Here is a 17853-nt window from a genome sequence, read left to right as displayed (position 1 = left end):
AGCATGAGTTTTGTTTGTATCTTGGCCGGCGCTTATCTGATGGGAGCTTTGCCGCTTCATCTCTGGGCTTTGGGAAAGTATCCGTTTCGATCCCAATTGCAGCCGCGCGAATATTTTTTAATAATTGTAATTGACTTGGTGAAAGGAATGGCAGCAACTCTTTTCGGCATGGCTTTGGGAGGGTGGCCGGGAGCGTGCTTTGCGGCTGTCCTGGTTGTCGCCGGCAGTATGTATTCTGTGTTCTTGGGTTTTCAAGGGAATTACGGATTGACCGTCGCAGCGGGAGCATTGCTGATTTTAAGCCCGGTGTTGGTTTTGGTGGGAATCATTATTTATTTTTTCAGTTTGCTGTTCACCCGTTATCTGTTTTTGTCCACACTGCTTACGACCATGGCGATGATTATTCTCGGATTGATTCTGGTGACCCATTTTTATGCATGGCTTGTCATTTTGGTTTTGGGAAGCCTCATTCTCTTCCGAATGAAGCCGAATTGGCGGCACATCCGCCGGAATTTGGGACCGCCGTACCGGTTTAAAAACTTCTTTCGCCGGATACATTAAAAATGCTCAAAGCGAAATGGAAATTTTGTATCCGGCATGTTTGCGCACCTGAAATACTCCGGTGTCAAAGATTAAGTATTGTGCTTTGATGCCGATCAATGTCCCGCAGATGGCCGGTTGTTTTTTAAAGTTCAGGGAAGTGATTTTATCGGGAACTTGAAGCTGGGGATAAGTGAATTCATGAATTTCCGTTTCAGGAAGGATGCAAGGCTGGAACCGTTCCGGCAGTTTTTTGATCAGTTCTTTCCGGGTTTGATACAAATCCGCGTCATTGATTTCATTTTTCAGCATTTTGCGCCAGTTGGTTTTGTCCGTAATGAATTGGGAAAGGAACACTTCCGCTTCGCCGGCGTCTTTGCGTGTAGCCACTTCCAAAACGGGCAATGCCTGCACCGCCCCTTGATCGATCCAGCGGTTGAACCGGTTGCTTTTTCGCGTGATGCCGACTTTGATATCGCTGGATAAAGCGAGATAAACAATATGGGGGCACATGCAATGATGCTCGCCGAAGGCGTTGTCCCGGCAAGTTCCCTGATGGAAATGGCACAATTCCGGTTTGACGATGCAAAGATCATTGACCGGGAGTTTTTTAAAACAAGGAAAGCATGAGCTGTTGTTACCGTAAAATTTTTTGGTTTTCCGTCCGCAATACCGGCATCGCAATTCATCCAGAAATCGGATTTCCATTTCCCTGCCCAAAAAATCATTCAAAGGGATGACTTGGTCATCCACTTTCAGCTCATAGTGTACAGGCCGGGCGGGGCGATGCTGAAGCGGCTCTAAAAATCCGGTGTATTTCACTGTAAAACTCCTATCTTTATGGAATCGACTTAATATATTAGTATAGCAAACGGGAAAGTGCCCAACAATGGAAAGTCGGGGGAATCACCGTGATCTTTCGGAAAGGGAATGCATATAGTATACTAAAAAAAGGAGCTTGCGAATGAGACAAGGAGGGAAGCAAGCGATGTTTGACACACTCCTTACAGCCAAAGAGAAATTGTTGCGCGAAAACAACCGGAATGATTTTGAGTGCTTTGCCAAATCGGTGCAAAAGCTGAAAAGAGATATGGAGGCTTTGGGAATCAAGCCGACGAAAGAAAAGTTGTACGGCCGTCCCTATCAAAGCCAATAATGAAAAGAGAAGGAGATTCCATGGATCACCAACAATTTCCAAAGCAAAGTCCTCTTTATCACGCTGTCCATCGCGACCGGTACGAACGGCAGGCATTGATGAGAGAATTGGAAAAGAAGACGGGGCGCCGCATTTTGGTGTACATGGCGAACCTGACCCATCCGGACAGCGCCATTACCCGGGAAGATATTGCTCCGTTTTATGAGATTGTTTCTTCTTTGGAGGACTCGTGTGATGTGGATTTGATCATCGAAAGCCCCGGTGGCGATCCGAATGCGGCGGAAACATTGGTGCACACGCTGTTTTCCAAAACCAGGCATCTTCGGGTGATTGTCCCGCAGGCAGCCAAAAGTGCGGCCACCTTGATCAGCCTGGCTGCGGATGAAATTGTGATGAGCGACACATCGGAACTGGGTCCGATCGATCCTCAGGTTTCGATTCCGACCGTGCTCGGTTATCAATACCGGCCCGCTCAAGCTTTCCTGAACGGACTCGAATTGATTAAAAAAGAACATGCAAATGGACAACCTTTAAATGCAGCCTATCTTCCTTTTTTGCAGGGCGTGGATGCGGCATTGATTGACTTTTGCCATAAATCGATTGAACATTCGAAACGTTTGGCCATCAAGTGGTTGAGCCGGTCCATGTATAAAAACAATCTGCTGAAGGCCAAGCGGATTGCCGAGACGTTGATCAACATAGACAAATATCCGAATCACGGTTCAGTCATCGGTTATGAGGAGGCCAAAGCGATCGGGCTGAAAGTGGTGTACCAACCGGCCGGGGATGAATTCTGGCAGGGAATGTGGCGTCTTTACACGCGTTATTTGGTGTATATGCGTGAGAAAACCGCCGTAAAGTTGTTTGAAAGTCATGATGTCTCCATCACGGTTTAAAATTTTATTTTTTCATTTTTTGTTGAAACTTTTCCGAAGCATGATCCGTTATAATAGATAGAGAAGCAAACAGACGCAGCATGACGATGCAACAATGGATGGAGCAGAGAAAACAACTTTCCTTTCCAATTTGTAAATGGATGATCTCATGTTCTCACGCGTCACTGATGGCAAGTAGAAATCCAAAACGTTTGACCCCCTTAAGCAGACAGGTTGGCGGGATCCGCCAACCTGTCTGCATTTTCACTGCTTATTTCATCAACTTATTCATGGTCACAAGCAATTCGTCAATCACTTCCATTTCGCCTTCTTGGAGACGTTCCACCACACAACTTCTCAAATGGCCTTCCAAAAGGATTTTGCCCACACTGTTTAAAGCCGATTGGATCGCTGCAATCTGATTTAACACATCATCGCAGTAAGTATCATTGTCGATCATTTTTTTGACACCGCGAATTTGCCCTTCAATGCGGTTGAGCCTGGAAATCAGATTGTTTTTCACTTTGTCGGGGTGGTGGCTTTTCCGGGTTTCCCCCGCCGGGCAATCCGAAGACGATTTCTGCGTTTGCATTCCATTCACCTGCTTTTTACATGATGCACCTGCTATCATTATACCTGTTCAGGAGACAAATGCTTCAGAAAAAAAGAGGAGGTGGTTTGAATCGCCTCTTCCAGCTGCGGAGTCATTTTTTCAAAAGGATGAACCGCACCCATGGTGTGATTGGCCCCTTCGATGAGACGAAGCGTGGCCTTGTCTGCCAGATCAGCCATTTCTTTTGCTCCTTCCATAAATCCGGGGAGATCTTCGGTTCCTTGTACGATGAGCAGAGGAAGATGCAGATCCGGCAGACGTTTTTTGATGTCAAACCGTTCCCGGTTCTGCCGGATGTCATCGATGACTTCCCGGCGGACGGGCAATAGTTGTCCGGTGCGTGCATTGGATATATAACCGATTCCCTTGCGCTTGATGTCGTCCATCACTTCAGGAGCAAAGAAGTCGGCCCGGTGAATGCTGTTCCAAACAGCAACCGCTTTGATCCGATCCGGGTGATCCAAGGCATGGATCAGGCTGTTGCCTCCTCCGCGGCTGTGGCCGAAAAGTCCGATTCGTCCCGGATCGATGGCATCCGCATACGGAAAGTCCCCTTCGCGGACCTTTTGGATTAAAAAGGCCAAATCTTCTTGTTCCCGGCTGAAGGTGTTCAATGAAAATTTCTCCAACTCCGTAAAGTTTTCCAAATCCTCGCCGATTCCATTCATGGAAAAGTTAAACGTGACGGTGACAAAGCCGGCTTCTGCCAGTTTTTCGGCCAATACAGGGAAAAATCCCCAATCTTTGAATCCTTTGAAACCGTGACAAATGAAAAGGACCGGCGCAGGTAGTTGCGGTTTTGGCAAACGGATATCTCCGCGGATGACGCGATTTTCTTTTCCCAAATCAAAAGAAAAAGATTTTTTAAGCAAAGTGTGGTCTCTCCCTTCCGCTGCAGGTCTGAAAATTGAAACCCGTTTTCCTTTCTTTTATAATGATAACGAACGAAGTGAATAGAAGAAAAGGTCTTTCTCCGTTGGGAGAAAGGTAATAGGGAAGACCGGTTGGAATCCGGCGCGGCCCCGCCACTGTATTTGGGGAGGACGGCTCTTAATGCCACTGTTTTCGCAAGAAAATGGGAAGGCGAGCCTGACGATGACCCATAAGCCAGGAGACCTGCCTTTTCTGTTTACTTACGTTCTCCTTCGGGGGTGAGGAGAGACGTATGCACTTGGCCCGTTGTGTGTCTCATGCCGGGCTGGTGTTTTGCATGCATGTAACTCCTGTGCCCCGTCAGCACGGGTTTTTTTATTGGCCACAGAGAGGAGTTCAAACATGAAACGATTCAAGTGGAAAGTTCTTTTCCTGGGGATCGCACTTCTGGTCTTGATCGGCGGAATTGCCGGTTGTTCCCCGCAAAACCTGGATGATTCAGCCGTGCAATACGGGCCGATGCAAGACAGAAGCGTCCATTATCCGCTGACCGTAAAAGATCAGACGGGCAATCTGGTTCAGATTGAAAAAGAGCCACAGCGTATCGTATCCCTGATGCCGAGCAACACGGAGCTTTTATTCGCACTGGGAGCAGGAAAGCAAGTGGTCGGAGTAACCGATCAGGATGATTATCCGGAGGAAGTCAAAAATTTGCCCAAAGTCAGTGCATTCCAAATCAATGCGGAACAAGTGGTGGCTTTAAAGCCGGATCTGGTTGTGGCAAGTTCCGGAAATGAAAAAGAAGTTCTGGATCAATTGAAAAAAATGGGGATTCCCGTGTTGGTGGCCGATCCCCAAAGCACCAAAGAGATTTATGAGGCCATTGTCATCTTGTCGCAGGCAACCAATCATCTAAAAGAGGCGGATCAATTGGTTGCCAAAATGGAAAAACAATTGCGGACGGTTTATGCCAAGGTGGCTCAAGTTCCGGAAGAAAAACGGGTGAAAGTGTGGATTGAATTGGACGACAACTTGTATACGGTCGGGGGAGACACCTTTATGAATGAATTGTTCCAATTGGCCGGCGGAAAAAATGTGGCGCAAGGGCTGAAAGGATGGCCCAAAGTTTCTCCGGAACAAGTGGTGAAATGGAATCCGGATGTGATTGTTTCGTTGCATGGCAATATCGAAGAAATTAAGAAAAGGGCAGGCTGGCAATCCATCCGTGCCATTCAGGAAGGCCGGGTCTACGCACTGGATCCGGATTTGTTGAGCCGTCCCGGGCCGCGCGTTTACGAAGGGGTCAAACAATTGGCTGAAACATTGTATCCTGACAGGTTTGGTGAGAGTGCCCGATGACGATCGGAAGAAGGAAGTGGTTGTGGGGAGGAGGGTTGTTGGTTGCCCTGATTCTCTCCGTTTCCCTGGGGGTTTTTCTTGGAAGCACGGATGTCGGATTTTGGACGGTGTGGAAAGTTATTTTGCAACATACCGGTTTGGCGGACGGGTTGAACATGGATGAAGCCGATGCCGCTATTATTTGGGAGTTGCGGCTTCCCCGGGTGTTGTTGGTGGGTTTGGTCGGAGCTTGTCTGGCGACGGCCGGAGTGATTTATCAGGGATTGCTCAAAAATCATTTGGCGGACCCGTATATCCTGGGGGTGTCCTCCGGTGCGGCTGTCGGAGCGGCTTTGGTTATCATCACCGGCTGGGGGGACCGGTCCGGTTGGATGCTTCCTCTTTTTGCTTTTCTGGGCGCTTGTCTGGCACTTTTGTTGGTGCTTCAGCTTGGGAGAGGACGGAGAGCATCGCAGGCGAGTTCATTAATTCTGGCCGGCGTGGTGGTCCAAGCGTTTTTCAGTGCGGTGTTGACTTTGGCCATTTCGACTTCCCCGGAGGAAATGCAGCGGATTCAGTTTTGGCTGATGGGCAGTTTTGCTTTTCGCGGGTGGCAACACATCGGTTTGCTGTTGCCATTTTTTCTCATCGGCTTTCTCGTTTGCTGGCGGTTTTCACGGGAGCTGAATTTGATGGTGTTGGGAGAAAGATCGGCTCACCATCTGGGTATTCATGTGGAAAAAATGCGGATATTTTTATTGATCATTGTTTCCCTGATGACCAGTGCGGCTGTTTCCGTTTCGGGAATGATTGGCTTTGTCGGATTGGTGGTCCCCCACATCATGCGCATGTTGACGGGGGCGGATCATCGGTATTTGCTTCCCTTGTCGGCGCTGTTCGGGGCTTCCTTTCTCATTTGGGCCGACGGGTTGTCCCGGATTGTGCTGGCACCCCGGGAACTCCCGATTGGTGTGGTGACAGCCTTTGTGGGGGCTCCTTTTTTCGCGGGCATTTTGCGCAGACATCAGAGAAGTCAGGGATGAAAGGAGACAAACGATGTTAAAAGCGGCCGGACTGGCGAAAAAGATGGGGCAACGCTGGGTGTTGAAAGAGATTTCTTTTCAAGTCAAACCAGGAGAAATGTTGGGCATCATCGGTCCGAACGGAAGCGGAAAGAGCACATTGCTGCGCCTTCTCACCGGGGAGGATGCTCCCGATGCCGGCAAGGTTTGGTTGGATGATAAACCGCTTGAATCGTATCCGCTCAAAGAAAGAGCCAAAAAATGGGCGGTATTGACGCAGGAACAGGTTTCGGATCTTTCATTCACGGCTGAAGAAGTTGTTTTGATGGGACGTTATCCCTACCGCCGCCGCTTTTTCGGACAGACCGGGGAAGACCGGCGGGTGGTGGACCGGATCATGCGGGAAACGCAGGTTTACCCGGTCAGACACCGTCCGGTTTCTGAATTGAGCGGAGGGGAACGGCAACGGGTATCCATCGCCCGGGTGATGTCGCAGGAGCCCCGGTTGCTGATATTGGATGAACCAACCACTTATTTGGACATTCATTATCAACTTGCGGTGCTGGACCGGCTGAAAAACTGGCAAAAGACGTACGGATTGACAGTGATTGTGGTCCTGCATGATTTAAACCTGGCCGCCCAATATTGCGATGCACTGCTGGTGCTGAAAGACGGAAAGCTGGTAAGAACCGGAACGGCGTGGGAGGTGATCGAGCCCGGCCTCGTTGAAGAAGTATATGGTGTCAAGCCGGTTGTCATTGATCATCCGACCCTCCATGTTCCGCAAATTCTTTTAACATCCGCCAGGGGTGTTGATCAGGAGGTGATATCATGAAAATTTACACCCGTAAGGGAGATGAAGGAAAAACCAATGTGATCGGCGGACGTGTGGATAAAGATGACATCCGCGTGGAAGCCTATGGAACCGTCGATGAGCTGAATGCGTTTGTCGGTGATGCCATCACCCGGTTGGATGACGAAAAGTTTTCCGATCTGATCCGGCATTTGACCGAAATTCAACATGAATTGTTTGATGCCGGAGCCGACCTGGCACAGGCGGGGGAAAAGCGGCAATATAAGGTGAATGCGGAGATGGTCCGTCGCCTTGAAAACTGGATTGATCATTATGAGGAAGAGTGCCCGGCGTTAAAACGGTTTATTTTGCCGGGTGGAACCCGGGGAGCCGCCGCTTTGCACATTTGCCGCGTGCTGGCGCGCCGTGCTGAACGCATGGTGGTGACATTGTGCCGTGAACAAGAGACCAATGAGGAAGTCCGCCGCTACTTAAACCGTTTGTCCGACTTTTTCTTTGTCGCGGCAAGGGTGGCCAATGTGAGGGAAAATGTGGCGGATGTGGAATATAAAAGAGGCGGCCAAGTGTTCAAATAATTTTATTCAGGATAGAATAAGAAATAATGATGTCCACATAAGGAGGGCTGAAATTGGCACTGAAAATGTACTGGTATCCGAAATGCGGGACGTGCCGTAAGGCCAAGAAATTTTTGGAGGAACACGGCGTGCGTTTCACCGAGCAAAACATCGTCGAAAACCCTCCTTCCCGGGATGAATTGGCACAGTTTGTTTCCAAAAGCGGACTGCCCGTCAAAAAGTTTTTCAATACCAGCGGCAAGAAATACCGTGAACTTGGATTGTCCAAAAAGCTGAAAGAGATGAGTGAAGAAGAGCAGTTGGATCTTTTGGCATCGGACGGGATGCTGATCAAGCGCCCGGTCATTACCGACGGGAACCAGGTCACGGTTGGTTTTAAAGAAGAAGAGTTCAAAGAAAAATGGCTGTAATGCTTCATTCGGTCTTAAAAAAGTTTACGGGCAAGCAAGCCGGAAGGCCTGACAATGTGTCGGGCCTTTATTCATACGGAACGGGAGGAATGGCACATGGTTCTGCGGTTGCGGACGGCATTGCCGGACATCGGCGGCGTCACGGAATGGGTGAATCAAGAGGTTTCAAACGACGAGCTCACGGGACAACCCGTGCTGGTTCATTTCTGGTCCGTCAGTTGCGAGTTGTGCAAGATGGGGTTTAAAGAATTGAACAAACTGCGGGAAGAACATCCGCATGTGGAATTTATAGGTATTCATGTCCCGCGTTCGGAAAAAGATACAGATGTAGACGCGGTGAAAGAAACTATCGTAAAATATGAATTGAAACATCCTCAAGGGATCGATAACAAGCATGCTGTTGTGGATGCCTTTGAGAATGAGTATGTACCGGCATTTTACTTATTCGATGCCAAAGGTCAATTAAGACACCGTTTCGCCGGCGCCAAGGCATTGTCCATGTTAAAGCGCCCGCTGGAACGGATGTCGGGAGAAATTCAATAACGGAGGGAATCGAACAATGAACGTGCCAAAAGAACTGCGGTATTCCAAAGAACATGAATGGGTGGAAACTTTGGAAGACAACAAAGTTCGCATCGGGATTACGGACTTTGCCCAAGACCAGTTAGGAGACATTGTTTTTGTGGAATTGCCTGAGGCAGGACAGGAACTGGCTGCCGAAGAATCGTTTGGCAGTGTCGAATCCGTGAAAACGGTTTCGGAACTTTATGCTCCGGTCAGCGGAAAAGTTCTTGAGGTTAACAGCGGACTGGAAGATTCGCCGGAAAATGTGAATGAATCCCCTTATGGAGACGGTTGGATGATCGTGTTGGAAATGTCCGATCCCTCCGAACTGGAGAAATTGTTGGATGCAAGCCAATATGAAGCGATGGTCAGTGAAGAAGACTGATTCTTAATGTGCCGTCACGGCCTGATTTGTCCTCCTGAAGGAAAATCTCGGTGAAAAAGAGATTTTTTACAGGAGGATATTTTTGTGCTTTCCGGCGGCCCGGGCGGCCCCTTCCCCGGATCAGGAGATTTTTAAAAGTGAAGATTTTCGGTGAACAGAAAAAATTGTCATGTTTTTTCTTTGTATAAATATGTTTGGATAATAGTGATTTGTGATAAAATATATAAAAGACGCCTTATCCTTTATAAAACCGAATCGCACCAGGATATGTCGCCGATCATGAGTGGGACAGGGGGGATCGCAGATGAGTTATTGTTGTGGCGCATCAACCATCGGATTTATCGGATCGTATCGTTCAGAGTCCGTCATGGTTCATAAGGTGCCACTGATGTACTGTCCGGTTTGCCATGACGTTCAAGTTCATCCATCGGTGAGAGAAGAGTTCGAGCTAGTGGTGGAGTACGCTCGGGAAGATCGCGTAAGAGAAGTCACCCTCCGAGATACCATTACCCCCGAAATGATCGCTGAATGGAAAGAATATGGCGTAAGTTTTCAAGAGTCTGAAGACTTTGAACCCATCTTGCGCGAACAAATTGATCATTCACTTGACTTGTTGAGAGTATCAAAAGTATTAAATGATAAAGAGTGGGGCGAAGAATTGAAGCATCGTCTCCACGTGTTAAGCGATCAGCTGAAAGAGCTCGAAGAGCAGAAAGAAGAAAGCAAATAAGAAATCCAGCCTAGGTCGTGAATGCGATCTAGGCTTTTTTATTGGAAAAGGAAGGAGCTTTTTGCAAATAAGTCCGGATTTGATTGAGCAAAAGATTGATGGCCACCTGATTGTGCCCTCCTTCAGGAATGATGATGTCGGCATAACGTTTGCTCGGTTCGATGAATTGCATGTGCATCGGACGCACAACGGTCAGATACTGGTTGATCACCGAATCCAGATCTCTTCCTCTTTCTTTGATGTCGCGGTCAATTCTTCTTAAAATCCGGACATCCGCATCCGTGTCAACAAAAATTTTGATATCCATCAGATTGCGCAAACGTTCATCTTCCAAAATCAAAATGCCTTCCAAGATGATGACATCTTTGGGCTCGAGATGTACGGATTCTTTTGCCCGGGTGTGCCGTGCATAATCATAAACGGGTTTTTGAACCGGTTGGTAGGTTTTCAGCTGAAGGAGATGTTGATACAACAAATCGTTGTCAAAGGCCAAAGGATGGTCGTAATTGGTTTTGATGCGTTCTTCAAAAGGCAAATGGGATTGATCTTTATAATAAGAATCTTGTTCCAGATAAACCACGGATTCCGAAAACTGTTCCACCAGTTTTTTGGCAATGGTCGTTTTGCCTGAACCGGTTCCTCCTGCAACACCGATAATGACAGGTTTTGTTGACATGACTGAGCTTCCTTTCTTTCGTCCAAGCTTCACCTTTGCTGATCATACCAATAGATTACATTGATTTCAACAGATAACAGGATGTCAAAAAATATAAAATAAGCGTTTTTGTTAATAAAAAAACAGCTCTTGAAAAATAAGAGCTGTTTTTAAAAGAAAAGTTCAGAGCCGGGGGCCGGCGTTACGAATTTTATCCTTGATATTTTTAAATTTCGCGAAATGGGTGTGGAACCGACGGGACAATTCCCGTGCTTTTTCGTCATAAGCTTTTGGATCGTCCCAAGTGTTGCGCGGATTCAATATTTCATCCGGGACGTTCGGGCAGGTTTTGGGCATGGACAAACCAAAAATGGGATCCGTTTCATAATCCGCTTTTTTCAGTTCCCCGGAAATGGCGGCACGGACCATGGCGCGCGTATATTTCAAATCCATGCGTTTGCCGGTTCCATAAGGCCCGCCGGTCCAGCCGGTGTTGACCAAGTAAACATCGACTTGGTGTTTGTCAATTTTTTCGCCCAACATTTCCGCGTAAACCGATGCTGGGCGGGGCAGGAACGGAGCGCCGAAACATGTGGAAAAAGTGGCTTCCGGCTCCGTGACTCCCCGCTCGGTTCCGGCCAGCTTGCTCGTATAGCCGGACAAGAAATGATACATGGCTTGCTCCGGCGTCAACTTGGAAATCGGGGGCAATACTCCAAAAGCATCCGCCGTTAAAAAGAGAATGACTTTCGGGTGTCCGGCGATCCCCGGAATGACTGATCCAGAAATATGATGAATGGGATAAGCGGCGCGTGTGTTTTCGGTTAACGAAGCGTCCTCGTAATCGGGAACCCCGTCTTGATCCACCACGACATTTTCCAGAACGGAGCCAAAGCGGATGGCACGGTAGATTTGCGGCTCTTTTTCTTCGGTAAGGCCGATGCATTTGGCGTAGCAACCGCCTTCCATGTTAAACACCCCTTGGTCGGACCAGCCGTGCTCGTCATCTCCGATCAACGAGCGTTCAGGGTCTGCGGACAACGTTGTTTTTCCGGTTCCCGACAGTCCGAAAAAGAGGGCCACGTCTCCTTCCTTCCCGATGTTTGCAGAGCAATGCATCGGCAGCACACCATGTTCCGGCAGCAAGTAATTCATGACACTGAATATGGATTTTTTCATTTCCCCTGCATAACGGGTTCCGGCAATGATCACCATTTTGTGCTCAAAGCTGACGGCAATCACCGTTTCGGACCGGGTTCCGTCCGATTTCGGATCGGCTTTGAAGTCCGGGGCACAAACCACGGTGAATTCCGGCTCGTGCGTTTCCAGTTCTTCTTTTGAAGGGCGAATAAAAAGCTGATGTACGAACAGGTTTTGCCAGGCATACTCATTGATGACCCGGATCGCAAGGCGGTAAGCGGGGTCTGCGCCGGCAAAACCGTCAAAAATGTAGAGTTCTTTTTCTGCCAGATAGGTTTGTAACCGTTTTAATAAACGTTCAAACTTCTCCGGTTCCATGGGTTGATTGACGCTTCCCCAGTCGATGTGTCCATCGACGGAAGGTTCCTGAACGATGAATTTGTCTTTGGGTGAACGTCCGGTAAAAGCCCCTGTGGTTGCGCAAATGGCGCCGGATTCTGTCAAAACGGCTTCTTTTCTCAAGATGGCGTGTTCCACCAATTGGCTGACAGGGAGGTTGATGTGCAATTTTCCCCCGAGGTGAAGAGAAGGTTCATTTTTCGTCGGGATAACCATGCTCATATTTACATCCACCTTTTAATGAGATTCCGAATCGATTGTGATATATTAAATCACCGATTAGTATAACATAATTATCCGGATAAGGTGAATAGGATCATTTATTTTTTTGGTAAGGAACAAAAAAAGAAGAACCCGGTACAGGGGTTCTCCTTTTTTGAGAAGGATTCGGCTGGGAATGGTTTATTTTGAATGATGATTGTTTTCGTTTTTCAAATGGGTTTTGGTTGCTTCCCGAACCACCCGGATCGCTTTTCTTTCTTCCGCCTGATCTTTCTTTGCCTTTTCCTCAATGATTTTCACGTCATTCACCGAATGATGCACAAAAGTAGCCTCCCAACAATAAAGTTTGCGCGGCACGGGTTTTTCATGGAGGATGTTGCCGCTTCATCCCCGCCTCAGGTCTGTCCAACAGAATCAGAAAGGGATTATACAATCACATATCCTTTCAAATTCCCTTATAAGAAAAATATTAAACTAAGAAACAGGTGGGAAATCAAGTGCATTTTTTGCCATGGTTTTGTGTATATTTTAAAGGCAAAGGTTTGGATCTGTGGAGACAAGGAGATAAATAAAACAAGCGCATCATCGGGTGCGAAGACATTTTTACCCATTGACTTTTACGAAAATAAATGGTACTTTTGTACAGAATTAATTACACTTCGGGAGTGTTATAATGAGCGTGTTAAAGGAAGGGGCCGTCGTAGAAGGGGAAGTGGTTACCACCAAACCGTTCGGCGCATTTGTCAAACTGGAATCCGGAGAAACGGGTTTGGTTCACATTTCTCAAATCTCGACAAAATATGTGGAAAAAGTTGAAGATGAGTTGCAAGTAGGTGCAAAAGTTAAAGCGAAAGTGCTTTCTATTGATCCTTCAGGAAAAATCTCCTTGTCAATAAAAGCGCTCCAGGCGGATCGTCCGCGTGATCGAAGAGGAGGACGGTCCGGTCGAAGAAGTTCGACGGACTTCGAAGACATGATGAAGAAATGGATGAAAAGCAGCGAAGAACGACTGAGTGCCCTTGCAGCCAAGCAAAGAAAAAACCGATAATGTTTCATAAATCAGCAATCAAACATCTTCCAGGAAGCCGGGAAGATGTTTTTATTATAAAAAGACGGATCGCCGGAGCGGGGATCCGTCTTTTTATGACCGTTTTTCGATCATCAGCAATGAAGGGGACCGGTCCCGGTTGATCATCTGTTGCCACATGACTTGAAAAGAACGGGGGGACAAGCCGGAAGCCCACTCAATGACGTGACCGGCTTCTTCTTGTCCGCCTGGATGGCCGGTGTACAGAGCTGCAATCAGCAGTCCGCCGGATGTTAAAAATTGGAGGGCCTGTTGCATGGCTCGGACGGTGGTGTCGGGACGGGTGATGATCGTTTTGTCCCCGTGCGGGAGATAGCCCAGATTAAACATCACGACTTGGACCTTTCCCAAGAGTTTTTCCGGCAACACTTCGTGCATTTGATCATGGCTTTTTTGGAACAATGTGACTTGACGATGTGCATTTTCCGCCAAGAGACGCCGGTGGGTCTTTTGGATGGCTTGTTCTTGAATGTCAAAGCCGAAGACTTGTCCGTCCGGTCCGACTTGCCTGGCCAAAAACAAGGTGTCATGGCCGTTTCCCGTTGTGGCATCGATGGCCGTCCCGCCGGGAGTTAATGCTTCGGACGCCCATTGGTGGGCACTTTGCAAGATGGATGGAAGAATCATGCTTTTCCTCCTGACATGGATGTGGAAGGCGTCAGCGGCTTGCGCGGTTTGGCTTTTTTTCCCTGCCATGCGTTGCGCTTTTTCAATTCGGCGTCAATGGCATTGAGCACGCTCCATTTGTTGGTGCTCCACATCGGGCCGATCAATAAGTCCGGGGGCCCGTCGCCCGTCAACCGGTGAATGACGATGTCGGGTGGGAGAAGTTCCAGGGAATCGGCGATCAAACTTATATATTGATCTTTTTCCAAAAACCGGATGAGCCCGGCTTCATATTGCTTCGCCATCGGCGTGTTTTTTAATACATGCAGCAAATGGATTTTGATCCCTTGGATATCCATGTCAGCGCAAGCTTTGACGGTTTCCAGCATCATTTCTTCGGTTTCGCCCGGCAGGCCGTGAATGATATGGGCACAGACACGGATTCCGTGTTTCCTCAGTTTATCCACGGCCTCCAGAAAACAGGCGAAGTCATGTCCGCGGTTGATCCTTTTGGCCGTTTCATCATGGATGGTTTGCAATCCCAACTCCACCCACAAATAAGACCGTTCGTTGAGTTCTTTCAGATACTCCACCACATCATCCGGCAGGCAGTCCGGCCGTGTTGCGATGTTTAAGCCGACAACGCCCGGTTGTTCCAAAATGATTTCATACATATTTTTCAATGTTTCCACGGGGGCATAGGTGTTGGTGAAAGCTTGAAAATAGCCAAGGTATTTGGCTTCCGGCCATTTTTGATGCATCCGCGTTTTGACTTCGTGAAATTGTTTTAATAAATTATCACGCCGGTTTCCGGCAAAATCCCCGGAGCCGCGTGCACTGCAAAACGTGCATCCGCCGACGGCCACGGTTCCGTCCCGGTTGGGACAAGTAAATCCGCCGTCCAACGCCACCTTAAACACTTTTTGCCCAAAAACCCGGCGCAAATGGTGATTCCATGTGTGATATCGTTTTTCTCCCCAACGGGAAGGGGTTTTGCATTTATTGTTTTTCATGGTATCATCCTTGTGTTTTGTCTGCTGTCAAATTCCATTGACCATTATACATGATTTGGTTCAGGATGGTTAAGGGATGGTTGGTTGGGGTAAGAAATGATTTGTCAGCATCGGGAAGGAGTGGGGAACATGGTTCAAATGATTGCAACAGATATGGATGGAACATTATTGAATCACGAAGGGAAGATCAGTCCGGAAAATCAAAAGGCGTTGCGTTTGGCCCGGGAAAAAGGGATTTTGGTGGTCATTGCAACCGGGCGTTCGTACCAAGGCGCCGTCACGGTTCTCGAGGAAGCCGGCCTCCGATTGCCTTTGATCCATTTGAACGGCGCTTGCATCCGGTCGGAAAAAGGGATGATTCTCCGGGAGATTTCTCTGGATGTAAATCAAGTCCGGAAGCTGCATGAAGCCTTCCGGGCAGCGGGGATTTATCATGAGCTGTACACCTCCGGCGGGATTTACTGCAATCGCGACGGATTTCAAAATCTAAAAGGAGAGCTGGACCGGCTTCAAATCGATCGTTCGAAGGTTCAGGACTGGATTCGGGATTTGGCCAAAAAGCAATTTCGCACGACGGAAATTTGCGATCGGTATTATGAAGATGTGATGGAGGAAGCGAAATCCCCCGTCTTTAAAGTCCTGGCTTTTTCGTTGATGGAAGAAAAACTGGCCGAAGCGCGCGAAAAAGCAAAATCGGTTGCCGGGGTTTGTGTGACCAGCTCGAACGGGCAAAATATCGAAATCAATCATCCCGAAGCGCAAAAAGGGATCGCAGTGGAGTTTTTCGCCCGGCTGCATGGGATTCCGATGGAACGAGTCATGGTCCTGGGCGATCAATTCAATGATCTTTCCATGATGAAACGGGCCGGCGTCAGTGTGGCGATGGGAAATGCGGAGGAAGAAGTGAAAAAAGCCTGCCGTTATGTCACACGCACCAATGATGAACACGGGGTGGCCTACGCGATTCAAACCTGGGCCGGCATTGAAGCGGTGGTATAGAGGGGGAAAACTCTTTGTGGGCCGGAATACGGTCTCATAAAGAGTTTTTTTGCTATAATAAGAACGAGAACGCTTTAGGGGGCATTGACAATTGGAAGATCCTGACAGTTGGTGGGTGCTTGGAGTCGTTCTTTTATTGGTGCTGTTTAATTCCGTTTTTGTTGCAGCAGAGCTTATGGTGCGTCATACGCCGGCAAAGAAGAGGCTGGAAATGTCGTTGAAAAGGTTGGATATCCACCAATATGTTTCTGCCGCGCAACTCGGGATGACGGTATCCTCTCTCGGTTTGGGATGGATGGGCGGATCTTTTTTGTTTCAATGGATGGAATCCGGGCTGAACCGTTTCGGCCTGTCAGACGGAGCCGTTCAGATCATTGCTTTTTTCTTGGTTTTTTTGTTGTTGACATTGTTGCATGCGGTTTTTGGCGAGATCTTTCCGAAGCTTTTTGCTCTTTCCAAACCGGAAAATTTAATGTGCTTTTTGACGCCTTGGGTGCTTGGCTGTTACCATGTATTTCGTCCGGTTGTCCAAATTTTGCGGCAATTGACCGTTTTCCTCTCGCGGAAACTGGGAATGGATGCAGGCGAGCAAAGGGTTCCATCGGAAAAAGAGATCCGGCAATCGCTGGAGCAAAGCTATCAACACGGGGTGATTGATCAAACCGCTTTTGCTCTGGTGGATAATGTCTTTGCATTGGTTGACCGTGTCGTGAGGGAAGTGATGGTTCCCCGGGTGGAAATGGTCTGCCTGTATAAAGGGCAATCGAAACAGGAGATGTTTCAGACGATCCGGCAGTCAAGCCACATGTGGTTTCCTTATTGCGGGAAAGACAAAGATGAGATTCTCGGCGTGATCCACATCAAAGACGTGTTTGAAAAGATGAGGGAAGGCGATGACTTTTCCGTCAGGGATTTGGTTCGTCCGGCGATGTTTGTGCCCGAGACGATGGAGCTCAAAGCCATGCTTCGCCTTTTTCGGCAGGAAAACATCAGACTGGCGGTGGTCATCGACGAATTTGGTGGAACCTCCGGACTGGTCACGATGGAAGACATCATGAATATGATGCTGAAAGAGATTCCCCGTCCGTTGCCTGAAGAAAGGCAACCGCTGTCCGGTTCAATCAAGATGGAGATCGATCCGGGATGGTTGATCGACGAGGTGAATCAGGTTTTTCATTGTCATATTCAGGACGATCACAATGACACCATCGGCGGATGGCTTTTCTCCCGGTTGGAGAAAGCGCCTGAAGTCGGAGACCAAGTCGCCTTTTCCCATTTGTTGTTTCGGGTGAAGCAAGTGGATCATTTGCGGATTAGTAAAATAGAAGTGTCACTTCATAAAAGGCATGCATGGATACCGGAAGCAGAGCGGACCGGGGAGATTCGTTTTTCGGAACCGGTCAAATGGGAAAATGTCATGCCGCAATTTTCGGAACACTAAAAGGCCTGGACAAATTTCCAGGCCTTTTGGTGTTGTTTTTGTATGTATATCTGACGGTCTGAGATGAATTGCTGTGATTTCTGTTCTGAGTCAAGAGGTTTGGCTGATGGGCGGGTCCGCTTCCAAAAAAGCGCACATGAAACGTCACCTCTTCGTTTAAAAATTTAATGGATTATTATTCAGAGAATCAAAAACCTTTCTATAGAATGTACCATTTTTTAATTTAATTATAAAGGGATTTATTTCTTGAATATTTAATATCATCAATTGTTTTTTGATGAACATGAAATGCATCCGGGAACATGCATGGAGCGTGTTTGTGGATGGGTAAGATAAGGAAAGTACAAAATGATGCTCTTGAGCGATTGACAAATTTGCTGTGAGTTGTATTATTGA

General features: G+C 47.9%; 22 protein-coding genes and 1 riboswitch. Of the genes, 14 read left to right on the top strand and 8 right to left on the bottom strand.

All coding sequences use genetic code 11. The features are described from left to right. Nucleotides 1–3 precede the first annotated feature (3 nt). On the top strand, nucleotides 4–561 hold the full coding sequence (locus tag I8U23_RS06590) for a glycerol-3-phosphate acyltransferase (RefSeq protein WP_049720550.1): 558 nt from the start codon (nucleotides 4–6) through the stop codon (nucleotides 559–561). A 6-nt stretch (nucleotides 562–567) separates the two neighbouring features. On the opposite strand, the gene I8U23_RS06585 is transcribed toward I8U23_RS06590, so the two are convergent. After that, complete coding sequence (locus tag I8U23_RS06585) at nucleotides 568–1362, bottom strand: DUF2797 domain-containing protein (RefSeq protein WP_049720549.1); 795 nt, start codon at nucleotides 1360–1362, stop codon at nucleotides 568–570. A gap of 142 nt (nucleotides 1363–1504) precedes the next feature. On the opposite strand from I8U23_RS06585, the gene I8U23_RS06580 reads away from it, so the two are divergent. Then, the gene (locus I8U23_RS06580; RefSeq protein WP_131470908.1) at nucleotides 1505–1696 is read left to right on the top strand and encodes a hypothetical protein; all 192 of its coding nucleotides are present in this window, start codon (nucleotides 1505–1507) and stop codon (nucleotides 1694–1696) included. 20 nt (nucleotides 1697–1716) lie between these two features. Next, nucleotides 1717–2592 (top strand): SDH family Clp fold serine proteinase, encoded by an 876-nt coding sequence (locus I8U23_RS06575; RefSeq protein ID WP_049720548.1) that lies wholly within the window; start codon nucleotides 1717–1719, stop codon nucleotides 2590–2592. A 250-nt stretch (nucleotides 2593–2842) separates the two neighbouring features. Here the strand turns inward: I8U23_RS06575 and I8U23_RS06570 are convergent, their stop codons facing one another. Both I8U23_RS06570 and I8U23_RS06565 read right to left on the bottom strand, forming a co-directional pair. Then, entirely contained in the window at nucleotides 2843–3163 is a 321-nt protein-coding gene (locus tag I8U23_RS06570) for a metal-sensitive transcriptional regulator (protein WP_049720547.1), read from the bottom strand. A gap of 38 nt (nucleotides 3164–3201) precedes the next feature. Next, on the bottom strand, nucleotides 3202–4056 hold the full coding sequence (locus tag I8U23_RS06565; RefSeq protein WP_037992987.1) for an alpha/beta hydrolase family protein: 855 nt from the start codon (nucleotides 4054–4056) through the stop codon (nucleotides 3202–3204). Nucleotides 4057–4130: 74 nt separating this feature from the next. Then, a riboswitch (cobalamin riboswitch) is annotated at nucleotides 4131–4322 on the top strand. Between the two features lie 137 nt (nucleotides 4323–4459). Between I8U23_RS06565 and I8U23_RS06560 the strand changes: the two genes are divergently transcribed. The 8 genes from I8U23_RS06560 to I8U23_RS06525 all read left to right on the top strand — a co-directional run bounded on the left by I8U23_RS06560 (nucleotide 4460) and on the right by I8U23_RS06525 (nucleotide 9895). Beyond that, nucleotides 4460–5416, top strand: a complete 957-nt coding sequence (locus I8U23_RS06560) for an ABC transporter substrate-binding protein (protein WP_037992985.1) — start codon at nucleotides 4460–4462, stop codon at nucleotides 5414–5416. Next, a complete protein-coding gene (locus I8U23_RS06555; RefSeq protein WP_052186589.1) occupies nucleotides 5413–6438 on the top strand; it encodes a FecCD family ABC transporter permease in 1026 nt (341 codons plus the stop codon). The genes I8U23_RS06560 and I8U23_RS06555 overlap by 4 nt, the downstream gene beginning before the upstream one ends. A 13-nt stretch (nucleotides 6439–6451) precedes the next feature. Further along, nucleotides 6452–7252 (top strand): heme ABC transporter ATP-binding protein, encoded by an 801-nt coding sequence (locus I8U23_RS06550; RefSeq protein WP_198050845.1) that lies wholly within the window; start codon nucleotides 6452–6454, stop codon nucleotides 7250–7252. Further along, on the top strand, nucleotides 7249–7806 hold the full coding sequence (locus tag I8U23_RS06545) for a cob(I)yrinic acid a,c-diamide adenosyltransferase (protein ID WP_049720545.1): 558 nt from the start codon (nucleotides 7249–7251) through the stop codon (nucleotides 7804–7806). Before I8U23_RS06550 ends, I8U23_RS06545 begins: the two co-directional genes overlap by 4 nt. Nucleotides 7807–7859: 53 nt before the next feature. Then, on the top strand, nucleotides 7860–8216 hold the full coding sequence (locus tag I8U23_RS06540; protein WP_037992981.1) for an arsenate reductase family protein: 357 nt from the start codon (nucleotides 7860–7862) through the stop codon (nucleotides 8214–8216). Between the two features lie 96 nt (nucleotides 8217–8312). Then, complete coding sequence (locus tag I8U23_RS06535) at nucleotides 8313–8759, top strand: TlpA family protein disulfide reductase (protein ID WP_231564551.1); 447 nt, start codon at nucleotides 8313–8315, stop codon at nucleotides 8757–8759. Nucleotides 8760–8775: 16 nt separating this feature from the next. After that, nucleotides 8776–9165, top strand: coding sequence for a glycine cleavage system protein GcvH (gene gcvH, locus I8U23_RS06530; RefSeq protein WP_049720543.1), 390 nt, complete (start codon nucleotides 8776–8778; stop codon nucleotides 9163–9165). 304 nt (nucleotides 9166–9469) lie between these two features. After that, a complete protein-coding gene (locus I8U23_RS06525) occupies nucleotides 9470–9895 on the top strand; it encodes a hypothetical protein (protein ID WP_037992978.1) in 426 nt (141 codons plus the stop codon). 28 nt (nucleotides 9896–9923) lie between these two features. Here I8U23_RS06525 and udk read toward each other — a convergent pair whose 3' ends face one another. From udk to I8U23_RS06510, 3 genes are all read right to left on the bottom strand, one after another. After that, complete coding sequence (gene udk, locus I8U23_RS06520; RefSeq protein ID WP_329605873.1) at nucleotides 9924–10604, bottom strand: uridine kinase; 681 nt, start codon at nucleotides 10602–10604, stop codon at nucleotides 9924–9926. 129 nt (nucleotides 10605–10733) lie between these two features. Then, nucleotides 10734–12311 carry a phosphoenolpyruvate carboxykinase (ATP) gene (gene pckA, locus I8U23_RS06515; RefSeq protein ID WP_037992975.1) on the bottom strand — a complete coding sequence of 526 codons (1578 nt, stop codon included), beginning with the start codon at nucleotides 12309–12311 and terminating at the stop codon, nucleotides 10734–10736. A gap of 180 nt (nucleotides 12312–12491) precedes the next feature. Further along, nucleotides 12492–12632 (bottom strand): hypothetical protein, encoded by a 141-nt coding sequence (locus I8U23_RS06510; protein ID WP_156097692.1) that lies wholly within the window; start codon nucleotides 12630–12632, stop codon nucleotides 12492–12494. A 352-nt stretch (nucleotides 12633–12984) separates the two neighbouring features. Here I8U23_RS06510 and I8U23_RS06505 point away from each other — a divergent pair, with 352 nt between their 5' ends. Further along, a complete protein-coding gene (locus I8U23_RS06505; protein WP_037992972.1) occupies nucleotides 12985–13359 on the top strand; it encodes a S1 RNA-binding domain-containing protein in 375 nt (124 codons plus the stop codon). Between the two features lie 93 nt (nucleotides 13360–13452). Here the strand turns inward: I8U23_RS06505 and mnmM are convergent, their stop codons facing one another. After that, complete coding sequence (mnmM, locus tag I8U23_RS06500; protein WP_037992970.1) at nucleotides 13453–14025, bottom strand: tRNA 5-(aminomethyl)-2-thiouridylate-methyltransferase MnmM; 573 nt, start codon at nucleotides 14023–14025, stop codon at nucleotides 13453–13455. Further along, nucleotides 14022–15017 carry a tRNA modification radical SAM protein MnmL/YtqA gene (gene mnmL, locus I8U23_RS06495; protein WP_049720542.1) on the bottom strand — a complete coding sequence of 332 codons (996 nt, stop codon included), beginning with the start codon at nucleotides 15015–15017 and terminating at the stop codon, nucleotides 14022–14024. The genes mnmM and mnmL overlap by 4 nt, the downstream gene beginning before the upstream one ends. A 129-nt stretch (nucleotides 15018–15146) precedes the next feature. Here mnmL and I8U23_RS06490 point away from each other — a divergent pair, with 129 nt between their 5' ends. Together I8U23_RS06490 and I8U23_RS06485 are read left to right on the top strand one after the other, a co-directional pair. After that, the gene (locus tag I8U23_RS06490; protein WP_037992968.1) at nucleotides 15147–16016 is read left to right on the top strand and encodes a Cof-type HAD-IIB family hydrolase; all 870 of its coding nucleotides are present in this window, start codon (nucleotides 15147–15149) and stop codon (nucleotides 16014–16016) included. A gap of 91 nt (nucleotides 16017–16107) precedes the next feature. Continuing rightward, nucleotides 16108–17457 (top strand): hemolysin family protein, encoded by a 1350-nt coding sequence (locus I8U23_RS06485; RefSeq protein ID WP_037992966.1) that lies wholly within the window; start codon nucleotides 16108–16110, stop codon nucleotides 17455–17457. The last annotated feature ends 396 nt before the right edge of the window (nucleotides 17458–17853 follow it).

Origin of the sequence: Thermoactinomyces sp. CICC 10735 (assembly GCF_016055175.1) — a bacterium.
Lineage (GTDB): Bacteria > Bacillota > Bacilli > Thermoactinomycetales > Thermoactinomycetaceae > Thermoactinomyces > Thermoactinomyces vulgaris.
Note: the sequence above shows the minus strand (reverse complement) of the source record. Positions and strands in the feature narration are given on the sequence as shown.

Bases quoted from the DNA above. Each gene is read 5' to 3' on its own strand.
- I8U23_RS06590 (WP_049720550.1), top strand. From the start codon at position 4: ATGAGTTTTGTTTGTATCTTGGCCGGCGCTTATCTGATGGGAGCTTTG.
- I8U23_RS06580 (WP_131470908.1), top strand. From the start codon at position 1,505: ATGAGACAAGGAGGGAAGCAAGCGATGTTTGACACACTCCTTACAGCC.
- I8U23_RS06575 (WP_049720548.1), top strand. From the start codon at position 1,717: ATGGATCACCAACAATTTCCAAAGCAAAGTCCTCTTTATCACGCTGTC.
- I8U23_RS06570 (WP_049720547.1), bottom strand. From the start codon at position 3,163: ATGCAAACGCAGAAATCGTCTTCGGATTGCCCGGCGGGGGAAACCCGG.
- I8U23_RS06560 (WP_037992985.1), top strand. From the start codon at position 4,460: ATGAAACGATTCAAGTGGAAAGTTCTTTTCCTGGGGATCGCACTTCTG.
- I8U23_RS06555 (WP_052186589.1), top strand. From the start codon at position 5,413: ATGACGATCGGAAGAAGGAAGTGGTTGTGGGGAGGAGGGTTGTTGGTT.
- I8U23_RS06550 (WP_198050845.1), top strand. From the start codon at position 6,452: ATGTTAAAAGCGGCCGGACTGGCGAAAAAGATGGGGCAACGCTGGGTG.
- I8U23_RS06545 (WP_049720545.1), top strand. From the start codon at position 7,249: ATGAAAATTTACACCCGTAAGGGAGATGAAGGAAAAACCAATGTGATC.
- I8U23_RS06535 (WP_231564551.1), top strand. From the start codon at position 8,313: ATGGTTCTGCGGTTGCGGACGGCATTGCCGGACATCGGCGGCGTCACG.
- gcvH (WP_049720543.1), top strand. From the start codon at position 8,776: ATGAACGTGCCAAAAGAACTGCGGTATTCCAAAGAACATGAATGGGTG.
- I8U23_RS06525 (WP_037992978.1), top strand. From the start codon at position 9,470: ATGAGTTATTGTTGTGGCGCATCAACCATCGGATTTATCGGATCGTAT.
- pckA (WP_037992975.1), bottom strand. From the start codon at position 12,311: ATGAGCATGGTTATCCCGACGAAAAATGAACCTTCTCTTCACCTCGGG.
- I8U23_RS06505 (WP_037992972.1), top strand. From the start codon at position 12,985: ATGAGCGTGTTAAAGGAAGGGGCCGTCGTAGAAGGGGAAGTGGTTACC.
- mnmM (WP_037992970.1), bottom strand. From the start codon at position 14,025: ATGATTCTTCCATCCATCTTGCAAAGTGCCCACCAATGGGCGTCCGAA.
- mnmL (WP_049720542.1), bottom strand. From the start codon at position 15,017: ATGAAAAACAATAAATGCAAAACCCCTTCCCGTTGGGGAGAAAAACGA.
- I8U23_RS06490 (WP_037992968.1), top strand. From the start codon at position 15,147: ATGGTTCAAATGATTGCAACAGATATGGATGGAACATTATTGAATCAC.